The sequence below is a fragment of the Paenibacillus sp. ACRRX genome, assembly GCF_022346885.1.
Taxonomy (GTDB): Bacteria; Bacillota; Bacilli; order Paenibacillales; family Paenibacillaceae; genus Paenibacillus_B.
Window position 1 is genome coordinate 873,136 of sequence record NZ_JAKRNK010000002.1, and the last position, 18,128, is coordinate 891,263.

Sequence of the window (18,128 nt, forward strand, 5' to 3'; positions counted from 1 at the left end):
ATTTTCATCTAAATTCCTGAATTAGCTCCAAGAATCGTTTACTGACTACCGCCCCATTTGCATTTTCGATCAGAATTCAACTCAAGAATTCATTGACTTTTCCCCCGTCTGTTCTGGTGCCGAATTAGGAAATTGATCCAAATGAAGGACTTGTTCCAATTCTGCCTTGTTCCGACTAGAGAAAGCTTGCTTGGTCACTTCAACACATGTCAGATGTGCTGTCCGCCGAATAGCTGCCTTCACTCTTGGAATAGATCTTGAAGACATGCTCAGCTCGTCAACCCCTAGTGCAATCCAAAGAGGGACCGCACGCGGGTCGCCCGCCATCTCTCCACATACCCCAACCGTTATTCCACTTCGTTTCGCGGACTCTACCGTGTGGCGTATGAGTCGAAGCACAGCAGGATGATAGGGATCATACATATGTGCGATCTGCTCGTTCATACGATCCACAGCCAGCGTATACTGTACCAGATCGTTCGTTCCAATGCTGAAGAAGTCAACTTCCTCAGCAAGAAGATCCGCGATGGCCGCAGCCGCGGGCACCTCAATCATGATCCCAATAGGCAAATGTTCGTCAAATGCAGTTCCTTCTTGACGAAGCTCTTCCTTAGCAGCCTCCAGCAGCCTTTTAGCGGCCGCCACTTCTTCAAAGGAACTGATCATCGGAAACATTAATTTCACCTTGCCAAAGGCGCTTGCACGCAATACAGCACGAAGCTGTGTTTTGAACACGTCCGTTCGATCCAAGCAAATCCGGATCGCCCGGTATCCTAGAAATGGATTATCCTCTTCAGGCAGCTGTAAATAATCCATCGGTTTATCCCCACCGATGTCGAGCGTACGTATAATAACTGGTCGATCTTGAAAAGTTTGTGCAACTTCCTTATACACAGTGAACTGCTCCAGCTCATTAGGTGGATATGTACGATCCATATACATAAATTCCGTTCGGAACAAGCCGATACTTTCCGCTCCATTGTGCTCTGCAATATCAAGTTCTCTGGTGGAACTAATATTAGCTGCAAGATGTATCCTATGGTGATCGCTTGTCTCCGCAGGAAGGTCCTTCATTTTAGCCAGTTCATCTGCTTCCTTCAAAAACACATGACGGCGCTCTTCATACCATATCATCACTTCATCGGTTGGTTCTACGTACACGTAGCCATGCTCGCCATCCACGATGACCATGTCGCCAGTCTGAATCGGCTTCTCCAACTTTCCATCCAGCCCCAAAACCAGCGGAATGCCCAGTGCGCGTGCCATAATCGCCGAATGAGAAGTCTTGCCTCCCATTAACATTACGATCCCGAGCACATTTTTTGGATTCAGATGGACAAGTTGTGAAGGAGATAATTCCTTAGCCACCAGAATGTAAGGCTGAGTATCTGTAGGCAGCGTTATTTCTGGTGCTCCTAATAAATGCTTAAGCAGTCGGTTGCCCACGTCCTTAATATCAAGCGCGCGTTCTTTCATATACTCATCGTCGAGCAAATCAAACATGGTGACAAAATGATCAATTGCTTCTTTTACTGCAACTTCTGCGGCTTTGTATTGTCGCTGAATAATACCCTGAATCTCATTCATAAACACAGGATCTTCTAATATAGCAAGATGGGCGTCAAAAATCGTTGATTCTTCACTACCCACCATATCGCGGATTTCATTTTTAATATATTCAATCTCATCTTTGGAAGAGCGAACACCCTCATATAAGCGCTCGAACTCTCTCGCCAAATCGGATGGGTCCATCTTCTCTTCCGGTACATCCCACTCCCATGTAGGGAGTACAAATGCTTTACCAAGCGCGATACCACTTGATGCTCCTATGCCTCTAACCTTCTGAGTCAACGCTTCTCACCCCCATTACTGTCTTCGCGCAGGACTACGGACAGCACAGATGTCTGTCCCTTCTTCACTTGGGCATAAGGTGCGAAGCTCCATGATGCAACCTTATCTGAATTGGTGATAACCATTGGTGTGGCCATTGATCGGCTCCTCTTCTTGATGTAGGCGATATCGAATTTGACAAGCAGTTGACCTGGCTTCACCTCTTCGCCTTCTTCAACAACAGCTTGGAAGCCCGCTCCATTCAACGTCGATGTTTCGATTCCGATATGAAGTAATACTTCCAAACCTTCCGGCGTCTCTATCCCAACTGCATGCATCGTTGGATACACGTGTCTAATGAACCCGGCAACCGGAGATACAAGTTCTCCTTTGTCTGGATAGAAGGCAACACCGTTACCGACCAGTTTCTTAGCAAATATCGTATCAGGCACTTCGTCAATTGGGATCATCCGACCCTGTACTGGTGCCACAAACCACACCTGCTTCATATCTCGCTGTATACGTTTTAACATCTCATCCCGTAGAATCTCGGAATACGTACCAAAAACAACTTGCACATGTCCACCGCCCAGACGGAGCACACCTGCTGATCCCAAGGAACGAAGCGTACGACGATCAATCAGCTTGTCATTATGTACGCGCAGACGCAAACGTGTAATACAGGCTTGAATGTCGACAAGATTATCTTTACCGCCAAGCGCCTGAATAATCAGAGGTACGCGATGAATAAGGTCACCAGCCATATCATCCAGCAGCGAACCTTCTACTCGTCCAGGCGTAGGGATTTGAAATCGATGGATGGCAAATCGAAACAGCACATAATATACAATGGCAAACCCAATACCGATCGGGATTAACCAAATCGCATTGGTTGAAAGATGAAAGTTCACAATATAATCTAATGCCCCCGCTGAGAAAGAAAATCCGTGATGAATGCCTAATTCAGCTGTAAGCCACATAGCCGCTCCTGTCAGCAGCGCATGTACGACAAACAAGTATGGAGCAGCAAACAAAAATGCAAACTCTATAGGTTCGGTAATGCCCGTAAACATCGATAAAAATGCAGCGCTTAAAAAAGTCTTGTACACCTTCGGACGTAAATCCTCGCGTGATTCATGTATGATCGCCATCGCCACCGCAGGCAGCGCAAACATCATAATCGGAAACAAGCCTGCCATATACGTGCCAGCGGTAGGATCTCCCGCAAAAAACCGGGGCAGATCACCTGTAAAAGACATACCGTTCGTATCGTTGTAAGAACCGACTTGAAACCAAACGATATTGTTTAACAAATGATGCAGACCAAAAGCGACCAGCACCCGATGAAGTACTCCATACAGAAATACGCCAAAGCTGCCCATCGCCAATATCTCATCACCTACAAACGTGACCCCTTGCTCCAGAAAGGGCATGATCGACACAAGCAGAAATGATAACCCTACCGAACATAATGACATCACGATCATCACAAAGCGAGGGCCGCCAAAAAACTGTAAATATTCGGGCAGCTGAAAATGATGAAAACGGTCGTGGGCCAAGCTTGCAAGCACACCAAACAGCGCACCGATGAGTATGGTAGGTTGAACAACCGTAACACCCGCTGGCGTTGTGTATTGGAGCAATTGATGAAAAATAAACATACCCACTAAAGCTGCAAAACCTGCATTCCCCTCGTTGTTGGACAATCCAAGCGCAACGCCTACAGCAAACAAATAAGGCATCATGTACAGCATGGTCTTGCCCGCCCAATCCATCCAAATGGAAGCGTCAGCGAATCCTAAGCTGCTTAAGAGTTGGGCAATGGCAAGCAAGATAGCAACCGCCGGCAGAGCCATAAGCGGCTGCATTAAAGCACGAGAAAGCTGCTGCAACGATCCTAATTGATTCAAGAGCACCTCTCTCCTTCCAGCGCGTATCAAAATATATTCTCTAATTTAAGTTATGTAAGTCAATATAAACGATGTCTCATCGTTAGGACGACAGTACTGTGGATAGTAAAAAAAGCTCCCCATTTCACATGTAATCCAAGTCCAAAGCCATGACTATTATACGCTACCTCCAACCCAAACAACAATAATTAATTAGCCAAGGTAGCCTTTTCTTTGACTAGATGCCAGAAGGCTAACTTTAAATTTGTTACCTAGCCCCTCTGTGAGCATATCGATTAACATATTAGCCAACGCAAACAAGAGCCGCAAGGAATGGCTCCTAGTCGGCTCTTGTTTACTGGCTCTATATTTATTTGTGCGGTTTCCCTTCAGGAAGCAGTATCGCATCTACAACTTTAATGCAAGCATCCATTACAAAGTCCATTCCATGTTCCTTCGCATAAGCTGCAGCTTCTTCATTAACAATACCTTGCTGTAACCATACAGCGCCTGCTTTAACAGCCGCTGCTTCCTTGGTAACGTCGAGACAGAACTCACTGCGGCGAAACACATTGACGATATCAATCGCTTCTGGAACAGCCTCCAGCGTGGCATAACAAGTCTCGCCCAAAATCTGAGCCGCTTTCGGGTTAACCGGAATAATACGATACCCTTTGTTCTGCATCGCTGCTGCAACCATGTGCGAAGTGCGTGTCGGATCTTCTGACAGCCCAACAACAGCAATCGTCTTGCTGGCTGACAGCAATTGTTTAAGTGCATCTTGCGAAGGATGTTCATATGCCATCGCGAATTCCTCCATTCTCATATATGCTTTAGTTCATGTTTTAGGCTATGCGTTTATCCTTTATCAGAAGCTTAAATATATCTACCCGTCGATCCATTCCACTTGCGCACCTAACGCCAGAAGATGATCAAAATATTGCGGGTATGACTTAGCAACGTGATGTGCATCCTTGATGCGGATAGGCTGCTTAGCACGCAATCCAACGACGGTCAGCGCCATGATAACGCGGTGATCATAATGCGCGTTTATCTCTACTCCGCCTTCCACACCTTCTGGGCGTCCATGGACAATGATCTCTGCCTGACGCTCTTCCACATTTGCGCCTGCCTTACGAAGTTCGTTTACATAGTCAGTAATACGATCGCATTCCTTGTATCTGAGATTTTCTACGTTGTAGAACCGCGAAGTTCCATCTGCAAATACCGCTGCTGCAACCATAGCCAACACAGCATCTGTTGCGGCATCCCCGTCAAAGTCAATCGCGGTCAACTTGCCAGCACTTTGTACACGTACGACACTGTCTTCATGAGTCAAGGGTACATTCATCATTCGCAGCACATCCACAATGGCACGTTCCCCCTGCTTACTGTCCACAGTCAAACCGCGCAGCGTCACATCGGAATGTGTTACGGCAGCAGCGGCTAGCACAGCTGCTGAACCTGGATAGTCACCTTGCACGTGATAAGTTCGGGCTGTGTAATGCTGCCCTCCCGGAATACGGTAGTGCATCAGATCCTCACTCGCTTCAATCGTAATTCCTGCCTCACGGATAACTTCCAGTGTCTGACCAACCACTACTTTTGACTTCAGATCATCCGTCACCTCGACAACACTGTCTTCTTTCAGCAGCGGCAGCAAAAACAACAAGGAGCTCAAATACTGTGAGCTAATGTTACCAGATACCTTGATATGTCCGCCTTTTAACTGCCCACCACGGATCGTAATCGGCAATCTGCCTTCACGATGCTCGATATCCGCCCCTAGCTGTTGGAGCGCAACAATTAGATCGTCGTGCGGTCGCTTGCCGAGTGATTCGGGGTATGTATTTACAAAATGTACTTCCGGCAGCAAAGAAGCAATTCCCATCAAGAAGCGCAGCACAGCCCCCGCATTCCCAACGTTCAGTTCCTTTGATGCAGGCTGTAGACGTGGTGTGTTTCCGAAACCCGTTAATACGATCTTTGTATCATCTTCTACGAGTATAGCGCCGAGATCCTGCAAGCAGCGGCGCATGGCATCACTGTCTTCACTGTGCGCCGGATAATAGATCGTACTTGTTCCTTCCGCTAATGCAGCAACGAGCAAATAACGTGTTGTGTAGTTTTTGGAAGATAACGCTTGAATATCACCCTTTAATTGGGCTGTCGGCTTGACCAGCATGTCCATTACAACCACTCCTTTTTATCGATTTATTTTTCTGTACTAAATATCGAATTACACATTTACCTTACTTTCTCCCAAAAGGAGCAGTAGATGTGAATTGACAAAAGATAACACGCTTATTATGATCATTTTGACAACTTGTGATATACATCATATCTTATATGCAAGATATATGATCACTAGATTTAAGGGAGGCCATATGAATACTATACCGCAGATTAACGTCTCAGAGTTAAAGTTACGCCTTGAACGAGGTGAAGCGTTAAACCTCATAGATGTGCGCGAGCATGAGGAAGTAGCCCAAGGCATCATTCCTGGCGCCAAGCATATTCCCATGAATGAGATTCCTGATCGGATCCAAGAGGTTGAACGTACCTCTGAGATCATTTTTATATGCCGAAGCGGTTATCGCAGCGAACGCGTCTGTGAATACTTACAACATCTCGGCATTGAAGGGGCTGTTAACATGGAGGGCGGTATGCTGGCTTGGGCTGACATCGAGGGTCCAATCCAGTTCTAGTCTCCTCCTGCTCACCGAAGTGAATGCTTAGCATAGGCACTCATGATTGCTGCTATGATTGGTTCTACTGCTAAGTAATCCGTTTCAACTGTGCAATGAGCAAAGTCGTATCGACCTAGGCGGGCCTCCATCAACGCATGTACACGTTCTGTGACGTCTCCTTGCAATAACGGCCGATTCGTATCACCTTGAACACGTGCGACGATGGTATCCAGTTGGGCTGTTAACGCAACAACAAAACCGTTATGCAGCATCGTTTTACAATTATTATCATCCAGAACGGCCCCCCCGCCTGTAGCAATGACAAGCCGTGTCTTATGCTGAAGCAAGTCAGTTAAGATACGGTTCTCTTGCAGTCGAAAGTACGCTTCTCCATCTTGTGCAAACAACTCAGGGATTGTTCTGCCTTGCCGACTCACAATCTCTGCATCCAGATCAATAAACTCATAACCTAGATGCTGCGCCAACTGCTGGCCGACTGTCGATTTTCCCGTCCCCATAAATCCTATCAATACAATACTTGTCTCGTGGTCATTCATCACCATCATCGTTCTCTCCTACCGATAAACTGCCCATATGATACCATAGCTGACTTCTATTCGACAATCAGGATGTATAAAATGAAAGGGATGAACGTAAAGATGGTAGTACATGCCATTATATAGGAGTGAATGATGATGTCTTCGCCGCCCCCAACCGATCGCTACAAGACACAACGAACAATTGCTGCCCGCATGGAACGAATAATGGATAAGCAGCACCCTTTGTGCAAAGAAGATATTGTCTGGGTGCTGAATATGGTCAAGAGCAAGCTGTCTTGTAATGACGAAGCATTATCAGCTCTTGATGCAGACCGGATCAAACGAAATTTCTGTTACTTCGCTGAAGTATCAGTTATGCTGCTGCAGCATAACAAGTTTGATCAGGAAAGTGATCGGCTCCGCTTTTATCTGGCAGAGGCAGCCTATGGTCTGTGGTCACCTGCAATGCAAGATGATTAGAAGCGGAATCCATTCTATTGTCACAATAGTTACGCTTATGACAAACGCCGAGCTTATATCAGCTCGGCGTTTTTTTGTATGTGAAATGCTGTTCGTTCAATTAATTGGACAACCAATTGTAATGGAACGTACCTTCTTTGTCTATACGTTTAAATGTATGTGCACCAAAATAATCACGTTGTGCCTGCAGCAAGTTTGCTGGCAGACGTTCTGTGCGGTAGCTGTCAAAGTATGCGAGTGCAGAAGAGAATCCAGGAACCGGAACGCCGCTTGTTACTGCAACGCTGATTACTTCACGCCAAGCATCTTGATAAGCTTCCACGATTTCTTTGAAGTAAGGATCCAGCAGCAAGTTCTTCAGATCCGCATCACGATCGTATGCTTCCTTAATGTTATTCAAGAACTGGGAACGGATAATGCATCCGCCACGGAAAATCTTAGCAATATCACCAAGTGGCAAGTTCCAGTTGTATTCATCAGAAGCAACACGCATTTGCGAGAATCCTTGTGCATAAGATACGATCTTACTTGCAAATAACGCTTTGCGAACTTTTTCGATAAACTCAGCTTTGGCACCAGCAAATGCTGTTGTTTGAGGACCTGACAACACTTTGCTTGCAGCAACGCGCTCATCTTTTAACGCAGACAAGAAGCGTGAGAATACGGACTCCGTAATCATGGACAACGGAATACCCAGATCCAATGCATTTTGACTTGTCCATTTGCCCGTGCCTTTTTGACCAGCCGAATCCAGAATCACTTCAACCATCGGTTTGCCTGTCTCTTCGTCATACTTGGAGAAGATGTCAGCCGTAATCTCGATCAAATAGCTGTCAAGCTCGCCTTTGTTCCAATCTGTAAAGATCTCGTGAAGTTCTTTGGCATCTACACCCAACACGTTGGACAATAGATGATACGCTTCACAAATAAGCTGCATGTCGCCATACTCAATGCCGTTATGCACCATCTTCACGTAGTGTCCTGCGCCGTCAGCGCCGATGTAAGTACAGCAAGGTTCGCCATTCACTTTAGCGGAAATCGCCGTCAAGATTGGCTCTACAAGCTGATATGCACTCTCTTGACCGCCAGGCATAATGGCCGGACCTGTCAATGCTCCCTCTTCGCCACCGGATACGCCAGTTCCGATGAAACGGAAACCTTTGTCTTCCAGGTACTTGCTGCGGCGTTGTGTATCAGGGAAGTAGGCGTTGCCGCCGTCAATAATGATATCACCTTGATCCAAATGTGGTATCAATTGATCAATTGTAGCATCAGTAGCTTGTCCTGCCTGAACCATAATTAAGATCCTGCGAGGAGTTTCCAACGATTGAACGAACTCTTCAATCGTATATGTAGGCGTTAAGTTCTTGTCAGGCGCCTCACTAATGAGTACGTCTGTCTTCTCGCGGGAACGGTTGTACACCGATACCGAATAGCCTCTGCTCTCAATATTGAGGGCCAAGTTCTTACCCATGACCGCAAGTCCAATCACGCCAATTTGTGTTTTAGCCATATGGATTTTCCACCCTTTATCTAATAGTGTATGGTTTGCATTATTGCTATTGTACCCTTTTTGCATAGAGAAGTGAACCCCTGCTTCAGGTCCAATGTGCCATTTCTCACATACCGATATCTCCTATTCGAGAAATACGACCTGTCTTTTTCTCCTGTCCACCGTATACACAGAAAAACACCCTGCAGCCTTGCTTGAGCGCCAATGTGCCCCGCAAATGTGAGGGTGAGCAGCTTATTACCATTCAAGTTGAATCATTTCCGAGCGCAGAGCACTTAATTTCTCTTTACAGTGCACCACCGTATCGTTATCCTCATGTGACATCGCCTTGTACAGATCCGCCAACTCCTGATCGATCTCATTACGAAGCGTATCTATACGCTCCTCTGCTCTTGTAGATTGGAAAGCACGAATCATCTCTTCTGTTGTTATCACTGGACGCTTTTGATATAGAACCTTTTGCTCTAATCCACAGATTTCAACCAAACGGATCCGTTCCCCGAACATGATGTTTTCTACAAATATATGTCTATCCTTGAACCTCTTCACTACCGCATGCCCACGTGATTCTCCTATCATCTTCTCCATAAATTCGGCCAGGCGCTCATCACGAATAGTGTAGTCCCCCACAATCTTATAACGGTGATGAACCCGTTGAAAGCGCAGCTTGATCAGCTTCCGGCCGGTTCGTATGGAAACGATAAACAACGATTCGTTCTCGCTCCAATACAACGAGTATCCTTCTTGTATGAGATCACGAATGAGGTTCTGGATTTGCCGGCGGTCAAAACGTAACTCCAGGTTGCAATATTCAACTTCATCGCTACGATTCACGGCAACTCCCCCTTACCTAATCTTCGTCTGCATACTTCATCATATGATCGTGCAACTTGGATTATTGACTCCAATTTCATCTTAATCTCTGCCTAATGTGATGAAATAGCATGGCTGCAGCATTCGTTGTGGTATAATATTCGAATATCGGTGTGTAAATGTGCGTGAAATATGCTCGCTCACCCGCTTGAATCATGGACGAGGAGAGGATCAACGATGACTTTATCAGCAACTTTTACCGGATTTAACGCTTCGGATTTTGATACCTTCCAAATTGAAGGTCTTGAAGCCCGGATGGAGGCGATCCGTGATCGTATACAGCCTAAATTTCGCTTCATTGGTGAACATCTGACAGGAGAAGCGGCGCTGCTAGCCGGACAGGAAATGTATCTGCACATCGCTAAGCATGCTCGGCGCACCGTAAATCCACCCAAAGACACTTGGCTTGCGGTTGGCCCTAACAAGCGTGGTTACAAGTCGCTCCCCCATTTTCAGGTCGGATTATTTGATGATCATGTGTTTATTTGGCTCGCTTTTATTTATGAAGCAACAAATAAACAACAGATTGCGCAATCCTTTCTTCAACAACTAGACAATGTCAAGAAGCTTGTACCTGATCATTATGTGCTATCGATGGATCATATGAATAAACATGCAAATCGGGTCGGAGATCTATCTGCAGAAGAGTTCATACAGACGCTGAATCGCTTCCGTGATGTGAAGTCGGCAGAATGGCTAATTGGTCGACATATCGATGCAGCTGATCCAATTCTCGCTGACGGACAAGCTTTCATGAAGCTTGTGGACGACACCGTTCGCACGCTAATGCCGCTATACAAGCTTGCAGGTGAATCGATATAATCCAGTAGTGCAGCCTAATCAGCACCTCTCATATACTGTTTGCAATCACCAGAGAACAAGCAGTGCACCATAAGAGGTGTTGAAGCTTATAGGAGCGATGACGTACCGACAGCAAAGAGAGAGACGTATTAAGTGCACATATTTGGTTGTTATCATGTTAAAAGACAGCCTCAGCAAGGAAAAAGTGCCTTCCCTCCAGCCGGAGGGAAGGCACTTTTCTTTTACAGTCTGTGTACAAGCAGACATGCTAGCGCAAAAAAACCGAACTTCTGCCACGCTGCGTTGTAAACAGCCCTGACAAAAGTTCGGTGCTCATGCCTGTTGTATATGTACAGGATGTTATATGCGTGTCTTGATCACAGAACTCTGATCCAACTTCACAAATTGTGCAAGCAGTGCAAGTGCAGCTATTGATAGTACCGCACCGATCAAAAACGGCAAATTAACGTTTAAGTTAAACACAGCTGTCGCAAGCAGAGGGCCTGCTATGCGCCCAAAGCTGTCCATCGATGAGTTCAGACCAGATGCAACCCCTTGGCTTACCGTTGTCTTCTGCGTAATCAGAGACGTCACACACGGGCGAATTAAAGCGTTGCCGATCCCGAACACACATAAGTAGAGTGTGGCATTCAGCACGCTGGATGAGAACAGCAGCATCACAAACCCGATTGCTGATATGATTAATCCTGCAGCAATACCTTTCTTCTCGCCGCCCTTCTTAATATAACGCCGTACAATTCCCCCTTGTACAAGCGCACCTGCTAAGCCGCAGAAAAAGAACATCCATCCGATATCCTCAGTCGAAATATGAGGAATACGCACAGCCTCATAATAAAAGAGCGTTGCTTCTAAGCCTGCCAACGTAAACGTGACAAAGAAAGACAATAAATATAAATATTTCATACGTCCTGTAAACGCAGACCAACGTGAAGGTGAAGCCGTACCTTTACTTGTCCGCTTTTCCGGAGGCAAAGATTCTTTCAGCTGGATAAAACCTAGTACAGATGTAAATAACGTTAATGCAGCAGCAGCAAAAAACGGTGTATTGTGACCATATTTACTTAATAGCCCCCCAAATGCAGGGCCGAATGTAAAACCAAGTCCGATCGCCATACCGACAAGCGCCATCCCTTTGGTTCTAGTGTCCTCGCTTGTAATATCTGCCACATAGGCAACAATTACAGCGGTGACGGCGCCAGCGAATAACCCACCAAGCGAGCGTGACGCGTACATCAGCCACAGCTGACCGTCTGCCAAGCCGAACAATAGATAACTTAAGCTAAAACCTAATATACCTACCAAAATGATTGGTCTGCGTCCCACCCTCTCCGATAACGCTCCCCAAAATGGGGATACAATAAACGAAATGAGTGAGTACAGCGCTAACATCAGACCAAGATGGAATTGATTAGCTCCTGCATCGGTAATCATAAGTGGTAGTACAGGAATGACGATCCCGAAGCCAATAAAGACCATCATAAGCATTAGTACAACGACAGTTAATTGTTTGTTCATTTTTACGTTCCCTCCGTATTTCTCATCCTACCACAATTTAACGGTCAGCAAAATGAATGAAATTTGAAGCTTTTATCAATTCCGAACATTCGACACGAATTGGTTGGAAAATGTACTTGCATTCCGGGGGGTTTTTGTTAAACTAATCCTTGTTTGTTTGTAAGCACCAACTCCTGTACATACAGGAGGATTCTGAATATGAAAGGTTGTGAGCCCGCGATGGATCATCATCGAACTCCCTTGTACACTACTCTAACGAATCATGCTGCCCGTAATCCGGTGCAGTTTCATATTCCCGGGCATAAGAAAGGTGTAGGAAGCGACAAAGAATTCCGAGAATTTATCGGTGATCAGGCATTTGCTATAGATCTTATTAATATTGCACCGCTCGATGATCTGCATCAACCAACTGGAGTCATCGCGGAAGCGCAGCAGCTGGCAGCAGATGCATTTGGTGCGGATTATACTTACTTCAGCGTTCAGGGCACGAGTGGCGCGATCATGACGATGATTATGTCGGTCTGTTCACCCGGCGATAAGATTATCGTCCCGCGCAATGTGCATAAATCTATTATGGCTGCTATTATTTTCGCTGGCGCCAGACCGGTGTTCGTTTCACCTGCTCGCGACTCCAATTTGGGGATCGACCATGGCATCACAACACGTTCGGTTCGTCGAGCACTAGAGAAGCATCCTGATAGCAAGGCTGTACTTGTTATCAATCCGACCTACTTTGGTATATGTGCAAACTTAAAAGAAATCGTGGATCTTGCGCACTCCTATGAAGTGCCGGTCCTAGTAGACGAAGCACACGGCGTTCTGATCCACTTTAACGAGAAGCTTCCTATGTCAGCCATGGAGGCTGGCGCGGATATGGCTGCCACGAGCGTTCACAAATTAGGCGGTTCCATGACGCAAAGCTCTGTACTAAACGTAAATACGAAGAATGGACTGGTCAATCCTCATCGGATCCAAACCATTTTTAGCATGCTCACAACAACATCCACTTCCTATATACTGCTTGCTTCATTGGATACATCACGCCGGAACTTGGCGCTGAATGGACATGACATAGCGGAACGTGCGATTAAACTCGCTCATTATGCAAGAAATGAAATTAACCAAATCCCTGGTCTATACTGCTTCGGGGAAGAAATTCTTGGCGGTGAAGCTACATTTAGTTATGATCCGACAAAAGTGACCATTCATGTCCGTCATCTTGGCATAACAGGCTATGAGACGGAGAACTGGCTTCGTGATCATTATAATCTTGAAGTTGAGCTGAGTGATATGTACAACATTTTGTGCCTTGTCACACCTGGAGATACTGATGAAACGATCAGCATCCTGATTGACGCTTTACGTGAGCTGTCTGCCGCACATATTAATCGTAATGAGGTTCAAGAACTAATCGTAAAAATACCGGAAATTCCGCAGTTGTCCCTGATACCGCGCGATGCATTCTATGGGGATACAGAGATTGTTCCATTCAAAGAATCTGCGGGACGTATTATTGCTGAGTTTATTTATGTGTATCCGCCTGGTATTCCGATATTACTTCCGGGTGAAGTCATTTCACAGCAAAACATTGACTATATACGTGATCACGTGGATATCGGTCTGCCTGTCAAAGGGCCTGAAGACCGTTCCATTCAATTTGTAAAGGTTATTAAGGAAGAAACCGCTATATTTGAATAGATGCTCAACAAAGAGGCTTCCCCTATGGGAGGCCTCTCCTTATGTCAGCTAGTTCTATGGACTAATGCGATCGTTAGTATTGGTCTCTTACTTGCAGTGCAGGAATTCGGGTGCTTAGAATTTGCACAGCTTCCTTGGCAGAGGTCATATCTTCTAGTTGAAAAGATACTCGAACCTGTTCAGGCGTCAGGTCCTCTTCGCTTAACAGTGTGGATCTTCCGGTCTGCATACAGACGACTAGCGTCTTCCCGATGAAATGATTGGAGTAGATGAGTGCGAAATCGTAACGTCCTTGCTCAGCAGCCCATCCTATGAAACTGACATTTGCTTGCTCCGTCACTTCATACAAATGCTCATACATGACATCTCCTCCTCACGATTCGGTTTTCCTTCCCACAACCATTATTTCCAACTCGCACTGATACGTTTTCACTATATCATGTTTTTCCATTTTTTATCAACCAGAACCAAGCTGTAAATGGATTGTAAAAATGCAAGCATGAAAATATTGCCACTTTTACTAAGGGGTGTTATGATAGGACTTGGATTACGGTATATTTAGGAGGGAGTACGGTGAGTCAACGCGCCATAATTGCTTTTAAGGATGGATCAGCGGTACCTTCCGCAACATTGGAAGATTTGAAGCAGCAGTTGCTTTGTTATCAAGAACAAGCCCGCTTAACAGGCACCCAGTTGGGTTGGGATTATGCTGAAGCAGCCTTTCCTTATACGTTCGAGACTAAGCCAGGCCAAGAACAGGTCGGTTTCCTGCTGCGAGGCAATCATCCGCTGTACCGATCTATCCTGTTCGGCGTTGGTACACATGATACAGAGGACAACGTTAGTCATTATGTTGAAGTTGTGCTTCCTGACACATCCACGCAGGGGGATTCGAATAAAGGCAATGAGCTATGCAAGTATTTGGCACGCACATGGAAGGCTGAGCTTACGTTGTTTAACGGGCGGAAGATGTACTTTAATCCCCGTAAATAACCGCGTATATAACAAAAAGCCCCAAGTTGCCTTAGGGCTCTCCTAGTACCTTATTATGGAAGGGAATTAACCCTCTTGGGAGGCAACAAGCTCGTCATAGGCTTGTTGTACACGTTCCCACTCTTCATCTTCTTCGATAGCATTAAGGACCATGTCCTCGCCGTCTTCGTCTACGCGTACAATGATACCATCAGCTTCAGGGTTGTTTCTCTCTAGAAGCAGCGCGTACAATTGCTCTTCAACGTTAAACGTTTCGACCAATGCCATTTCTATTTCGTTACCTTCGTCATCCACAAGTGTGACGATAAACTCTTCGTGATTATGCTCATGGTCGTGGTTCTCGCCACAGCCGCAGTCATGATTATGGTTATGTTCGCTCATTACATAGTTCTCCTTTATTGTGCAAATAGTATGTTGCATCCCTCGTATCGTACCACGATATGTGAGGAAGGTCAACGAAATGACACCCTTGAAGGTTAGTATATGTAACGTTCAAAAATAACACTCATAAATGGGCAAATCCGTAATTACACCGCTTCTATCGTCTTTTTAGACAGTAAAGTGAACTCGCCGTTTTTTTGTCTCAAATAGCAGTTTACAGTATATTCACCTTTTGCTTTGAAATCGTATTTATAATCCGAAGACCGGAACCAGAAATTGTCCTGCTTCGTATCAATATCTGATTGTTGAATATCTGAAGATTTCCCGTTCGGGTCTGTTATCGTCAGCTTAATGGCGTCAACTTGCGTCTTCAGCGAATCAACTTGTACCAGTACGGAGAATGCTGTCTTTCCAGTCTTAACTTTGCCAAAAGTAGCCTTGTCCTGGAACATCAACATATGAATATTAGGCTTCTGAATCGATATTCTCTTATTGGCGGCGTCCCAGTATACGAATGCTTGCAATGCTTCTTGCAGATCGCGTACAGACACATAGGCTCGCCCGTCTACCATTACCCCCCCATCTGATATCGCTTGGCCGTTTAATTCAACATGCACCTTGTCTGTGTTGCTTTCCGCAGCAACTGTCGGTATCGTAGTGGCCAGTGATCCACCTACAATAGAACCGAGTAAGACAAGCGCGGCAATTCTCCTGCATTTCATGAGTGCTAACCTCCAACAGCTTAGTTGTATAGTTATACTCCTAATATGCAAGAGAGTTGCGGCAACATTTGCAATTCACTCTCTTTACAGCAAGGTTTTGAGGCTTTTTTAAGTAATATCCACTATGCACGTTCATCCTGTACTGGCGTATCGCTAGCAAGGCCCTGTCTTTCCTACTGTCTAATGTTACCTGGAGCAGGGCTATTTTCATTTTAGTTCTTGTGCTCACCGTGTTCGTCAGTCCTGCTTTCCTGCATCTCCAGCGCAGCAAGCCGCTGCTCCAGACGCTTTAGATGAAGATCGGCGTTATGCAGCTTTTTAATAATGGTTTCAATATTTTCGTCGTAAACTGGGATACAGGCTAATGCCTCATATAATCTGCCCCATGGAAATTTATAACCTGGACAGGCTGCTTTGTGTATAGGATCAATTTGATGATGTCCGATCACATAATCAGATGTGAGCGGCAGATGATGACCCCATTTTTCCTGAATCATTATTTGGATATAACGATGCAGCTTTATACACGCTTGAAACTGCTCATCGGTTAGCTCACCCTCCATTCCCTCATGAATAATGGAGACACTGTATAAATTAGGATTGTGCTGCTTGCTTCTCACGTATAAAGATGAAGCTGCTTTAATGCTGCTATGGGGGATTCCGTTTGCCAAAGCCGCACGTTCTATCGCTACATATTGATGGATATCGCCCTTCTTGGAGATGCCATAATGAGCCGAGGATACTTTGTTATTTCGGTTCGTATACCAATCATCCAATGTTGACATACGAGCAGATGCAATATGATTAACTATAATCTGGGGAACTTGTCCCCTGCGAACGCATGAATTGGTATACGCATTACCTTTCCACACGATATTCATCCCATGCCACCTCATCCCTCCGACATCACATCAAGTGTTCTTTAAGTAAGTAGGTGATTGACGCACATGGATGCGCGTGATGACCCAGGGAAGGGAAAGTAACAGTAGTAAATGCTTGAACTTTTGAATATACATACTATCCGTTCCCTGAGCAGTTCAAGTTGACGTTGTGTCCATCCCAAAGCCTTTAGTTAATTACTTACCAAGCTTAGTTCGTGTTAACACGCAAGGTACACCGTTGCCGACCGCTCCTGGCTCAGTCATTCGTGAGACATACTTCAGACCTCTTGTACAAGGCGTCGGACACACGATGCACCGGTCAGAAGTCACAACTCGCATCGTATACTGGGCACGTCCCCCAGATAGCTCTTTTTTCTTATTTTTGGCGCCTTTTCCTTTGGCCACAATAGCTCACCCACTTCTCCCACGTCTCACACTGCAAAGCAAATCGCTTCACCCTCATACTATGTGAGACAAGCGCCGTTCGCTTGTGCATTTACCTAGCCCATGATACAGTGGGTGTAAAATAATAGAGCTTGGAGGATCTGGAAGAGAGATGACTATTCAACTGCAAATGCTAGGCACAGGGAGTGCTTTTGCCAAAACATATTTAAACAATAATGCCATACTGCACACCACTCAACATGCGTTCTTAATTGACTGTGGAATTACAGCGCCTATGGCTGTTCACCAGCTAGGCAAATCCTTCAATGAGTTCGATGGCGTCATCGTCACTCATCTGCATGCTGATCATGTCGGCGGCCTGGAAGAATATGCATTCCAGATGAAATTCAGATACAAGCGCAAGCCTAAGCTATATATCGCGGCATCTCTGGTGGATATGTTATGGGAAAATACACTTAAAGGTGGAATGAGCCAAGACGGGATTAACAAATTGGACGATGTGTTTGATGTGCTGCCAATGGAACCGGAGCTCAACCATCCCCTTGCCGCTGATCTGCAAGTCAAATGGGTAAAAACCGATCATATGCCCGGTAAAAATAGTTACTCGCTGCTCATTAACGAACGTTTTTTTTACACAGCAGATATGCGCTTTAACTTTGAGCTGCTCCAATCCCTCGTTGATAATGGGGTTGAACATATATGGCATGACTGCCAGCTGATCGGAACAGGCGAAGTACACTCCACCATACATGAGCTGCTATCATTGCCGATACCTTTGCAGCAGCGTATTTCATTAATGCATTACGGAGATGAGCGACCTCAATGGGAAGGCCGTACCGGTCCAATGACCTTTATTAACCAGCATCAAATTTATACCCTAATGTAGCTTGCTGTTAT

The 18,128-nt window shown here is 45.6% G+C and carries 19 protein-coding genes; 6 read left to right on the forward strand and 13 right to left on the reverse strand.

Annotated elements, in window-relative coordinates; translation table 11 throughout:
* Positions 1 to 81: 81 nt before the first annotated feature.
* From ptsP to aroA, 4 genes are all read right to left on the reverse strand, one after another.
* Positions 82 to 1,851, reverse strand: coding sequence for a phosphoenolpyruvate--protein phosphotransferase (gene ptsP / locus MH117_RS09415; protein WP_239328388.1), 1,770 nt, complete (start codon positions 1,849 to 1,851; stop codon positions 82 to 84).
* Positions 1,848 to 3,740 carry a glucose PTS transporter subunit IIA gene (locus MH117_RS09420; protein WP_239328389.1) on the reverse strand — a complete coding sequence of 631 codons (1,893 nt, stop codon included), beginning with the start codon at positions 3,738 to 3,740 and terminating at the stop codon, positions 1,848 to 1,850. Before MH117_RS09420 ends, ptsP begins: the two co-directional genes overlap by 4 nt.
* 349 nt (positions 3,741 to 4,089) lie before the next feature.
* Positions 4,090 to 4,524 (reverse strand): CoA-binding protein, encoded by a 435-nt coding sequence (locus MH117_RS09425; protein ID WP_239328390.1) that lies wholly within the window; start codon positions 4,522 to 4,524, stop codon positions 4,090 to 4,092.
* Between the two features lie 81 nt (positions 4,525 to 4,605).
* Positions 4,606 to 5,910, reverse strand: a complete 1,305-nt coding sequence (aroA, locus tag MH117_RS09430; RefSeq protein ID WP_239328391.1) for a 3-phosphoshikimate 1-carboxyvinyltransferase — start codon at positions 5,908 to 5,910, stop codon at positions 4,606 to 4,608.
* A 196-nt stretch (positions 5,911 to 6,106) separates the two neighbouring features.
* Between aroA and MH117_RS09435 the strand changes: the two genes are divergently transcribed.
* Entirely contained in the window at positions 6,107 to 6,427 is a 321-nt protein-coding gene (locus MH117_RS09435; RefSeq protein ID WP_239328392.1) for a rhodanese-like domain-containing protein, read from the forward strand.
* 11 nt (positions 6,428 to 6,438) lie between these two features.
* On the opposite strand, the gene MH117_RS09440 is transcribed toward MH117_RS09435, so the two are convergent.
* Complete coding sequence (locus MH117_RS09440; protein WP_239328393.1) at positions 6,439 to 6,975, reverse strand: shikimate kinase; 537 nt, start codon at positions 6,973 to 6,975, stop codon at positions 6,439 to 6,441.
* A gap of 129 nt (positions 6,976 to 7,104) precedes the next feature.
* Here MH117_RS09440 and MH117_RS09445 point away from each other — a divergent pair, with 129 nt between their 5' ends.
* Positions 7,105 to 7,428, forward strand: coding sequence for a methyltransferase (locus MH117_RS09445; RefSeq protein WP_239328394.1), 324 nt, complete (start codon positions 7,105 to 7,107; stop codon positions 7,426 to 7,428).
* A gap of 100 nt (positions 7,429 to 7,528) precedes the next feature.
* Here MH117_RS09445 and gndA read toward each other — a convergent pair whose 3' ends face one another.
* Together gndA and MH117_RS09455 are read right to left on the reverse strand one after the other, a co-directional pair.
* Positions 7,529 to 8,941, reverse strand: coding sequence for an NADP-dependent phosphogluconate dehydrogenase (gndA, locus tag MH117_RS09450; protein WP_239328395.1), 1,413 nt, complete (start codon positions 8,939 to 8,941; stop codon positions 7,529 to 7,531).
* Between the two features lie 237 nt (positions 8,942 to 9,178).
* Complete coding sequence (locus MH117_RS09455; RefSeq protein WP_239328396.1) at positions 9,179 to 9,775, reverse strand: hypothetical protein; 597 nt, start codon at positions 9,773 to 9,775, stop codon at positions 9,179 to 9,181.
* A 216-nt stretch (positions 9,776 to 9,991) separates the two neighbouring features.
* On the opposite strand from MH117_RS09455, the gene MH117_RS09460 reads away from it, so the two are divergent.
* Complete coding sequence (locus MH117_RS09460) at positions 9,992 to 10,636, forward strand: DUF1054 domain-containing protein (protein WP_239328397.1); 645 nt, start codon at positions 9,992 to 9,994, stop codon at positions 10,634 to 10,636.
* Between the two features lie 339 nt (positions 10,637 to 10,975).
* Here MH117_RS09460 and MH117_RS09465 read toward each other — a convergent pair whose 3' ends face one another.
* Positions 10,976 to 12,151 carry an MFS transporter gene (locus tag MH117_RS09465; RefSeq protein WP_239328398.1) on the reverse strand — a complete coding sequence of 392 codons (1,176 nt, stop codon included), beginning with the start codon at positions 12,149 to 12,151 and terminating at the stop codon, positions 10,976 to 10,978.
* 219 nt (positions 12,152 to 12,370) lie between these two features.
* On the opposite strand from MH117_RS09465, the gene MH117_RS09470 reads away from it, so the two are divergent.
* Positions 12,371 to 13,849: an aminotransferase class I/II-fold pyridoxal phosphate-dependent enzyme gene (locus tag MH117_RS09470; RefSeq protein WP_239328710.1), complete on the forward strand. Its 1,479-nt coding sequence runs from the start codon at positions 12,371 to 12,373 to the stop codon at positions 13,847 to 13,849.
* 73 nt (positions 13,850 to 13,922) lie between these two features.
* Here the strand turns inward: MH117_RS09470 and MH117_RS09475 are convergent, their stop codons facing one another.
* Entirely contained in the window at positions 13,923 to 14,210 is a 288-nt protein-coding gene (locus tag MH117_RS09475; protein ID WP_239328399.1) for an SAV0927 family protein, read from the reverse strand.
* A 212-nt stretch (positions 14,211 to 14,422) separates the two neighbouring features.
* Here MH117_RS09475 and MH117_RS09480 point away from each other — a divergent pair, with 212 nt between their 5' ends.
* On the forward strand, positions 14,423 to 14,842 hold the full coding sequence (locus MH117_RS09480) for a DUF1885 family protein (RefSeq protein WP_239328400.1): 420 nt from the start codon (positions 14,423 to 14,425) through the stop codon (positions 14,840 to 14,842).
* Positions 14,843 to 14,908: 66 nt separating this feature from the next.
* On the opposite strand, the gene MH117_RS09485 is transcribed toward MH117_RS09480, so the two are convergent.
* From MH117_RS09485 to MH117_RS09500, 4 genes are all read right to left on the reverse strand, one after another.
* Entirely contained in the window at positions 14,909 to 15,223 is a 315-nt protein-coding gene (locus MH117_RS09485; protein WP_239328401.1) for a DUF1292 domain-containing protein, read from the reverse strand.
* A 146-nt stretch (positions 15,224 to 15,369) separates the two neighbouring features.
* A complete protein-coding gene (locus MH117_RS09490) occupies positions 15,370 to 15,945 on the reverse strand; it encodes a stalk domain-containing protein (RefSeq protein ID WP_239328402.1) in 576 nt (191 codons plus the stop codon).
* A gap of 212 nt (positions 15,946 to 16,157) precedes the next feature.
* Positions 16,158 to 16,826 carry an N-acetylmuramoyl-L-alanine amidase gene (locus MH117_RS09495; RefSeq protein ID WP_239328403.1) on the reverse strand — a complete coding sequence of 223 codons (669 nt, stop codon included), beginning with the start codon at positions 16,824 to 16,826 and terminating at the stop codon, positions 16,158 to 16,160.
* A 195-nt stretch (positions 16,827 to 17,021) separates the two neighbouring features.
* Complete coding sequence (locus tag MH117_RS09500) at positions 17,022 to 17,231, reverse strand: hypothetical protein (RefSeq protein WP_239328404.1); 210 nt, start codon at positions 17,229 to 17,231, stop codon at positions 17,022 to 17,024.
* A 151-nt stretch (positions 17,232 to 17,382) separates the two neighbouring features.
* Here MH117_RS09500 and MH117_RS09505 point away from each other — a divergent pair, with 151 nt between their 5' ends.
* The gene (locus tag MH117_RS09505; RefSeq protein ID WP_239328405.1) at positions 17,383 to 18,117 is read left to right on the forward strand and encodes an MBL fold metallo-hydrolase; all 735 of its coding nucleotides are present in this window, start codon (positions 17,383 to 17,385) and stop codon (positions 18,115 to 18,117) included.
* Positions 18,118 to 18,128 lie beyond the last annotated feature (11 nt).

Excerpts from the sequence above, each read along its gene's own strand:
- MH117_RS09425 (WP_239328390.1), bottom strand. The coding sequence starts at position 4,524 with ATGGCATATGAACATCCTTCGCAAGATGCACTTAAACAATTGCTGTCA.
- aroA (WP_239328391.1), bottom strand. The coding sequence starts at position 5,910 with ATGGACATGCTGGTCAAGCCGACAGCCCAATTAAAGGGTGATATTCAA.
- MH117_RS09435 (WP_239328392.1), top strand. The coding sequence starts at position 6,107 with ATGAATACTATACCGCAGATTAACGTCTCAGAGTTAAAGTTACGCCTT.
- MH117_RS09440 (WP_239328393.1), bottom strand. The coding sequence starts at position 6,975 with ATGATGGTGATGAATGACCACGAGACAAGTATTGTATTGATAGGATTT.
- MH117_RS09445 (WP_239328394.1), top strand. The coding sequence starts at position 7,105 with ATGTCTTCGCCGCCCCCAACCGATCGCTACAAGACACAACGAACAATT.
- gndA (WP_239328395.1), bottom strand. The coding sequence starts at position 8,941 with ATGGCTAAAACACAAATTGGCGTGATTGGACTTGCGGTCATGGGTAAG.
- MH117_RS09460 (WP_239328397.1), top strand. The coding sequence starts at position 9,992 with ATGACTTTATCAGCAACTTTTACCGGATTTAACGCTTCGGATTTTGAT.
- MH117_RS09465 (WP_239328398.1), bottom strand. The coding sequence starts at position 12,151 with ATGAACAAACAATTAACTGTCGTTGTACTAATGCTTATGATGGTCTTT.
- MH117_RS09470 (WP_239328710.1), top strand. The coding sequence starts at position 12,371 with ATGGATCATCATCGAACTCCCTTGTACACTACTCTAACGAATCATGCT.
- MH117_RS09475 (WP_239328399.1), bottom strand. The coding sequence starts at position 14,210 with ATGTATGAGCATTTGTATGAAGTGACGGAGCAAGCAAATGTCAGTTTC.
- MH117_RS09485 (WP_239328401.1), bottom strand. The coding sequence starts at position 15,223 with ATGAGCGAACATAACCATAATCATGACTGCGGCTGTGGCGAGAACCAC.
- MH117_RS09490 (WP_239328402.1), bottom strand. The coding sequence starts at position 15,945 with ATGAAATGCAGGAGAATTGCCGCGCTTGTCTTACTCGGTTCTATTGTA.
- MH117_RS09495 (WP_239328403.1), bottom strand. The coding sequence starts at position 16,826 with ATGAATATCGTGTGGAAAGGTAATGCGTATACCAATTCATGCGTTCGC.
- MH117_RS09505 (WP_239328405.1), top strand. The coding sequence starts at position 17,383 with ATGACTATTCAACTGCAAATGCTAGGCACAGGGAGTGCTTTTGCCAAA.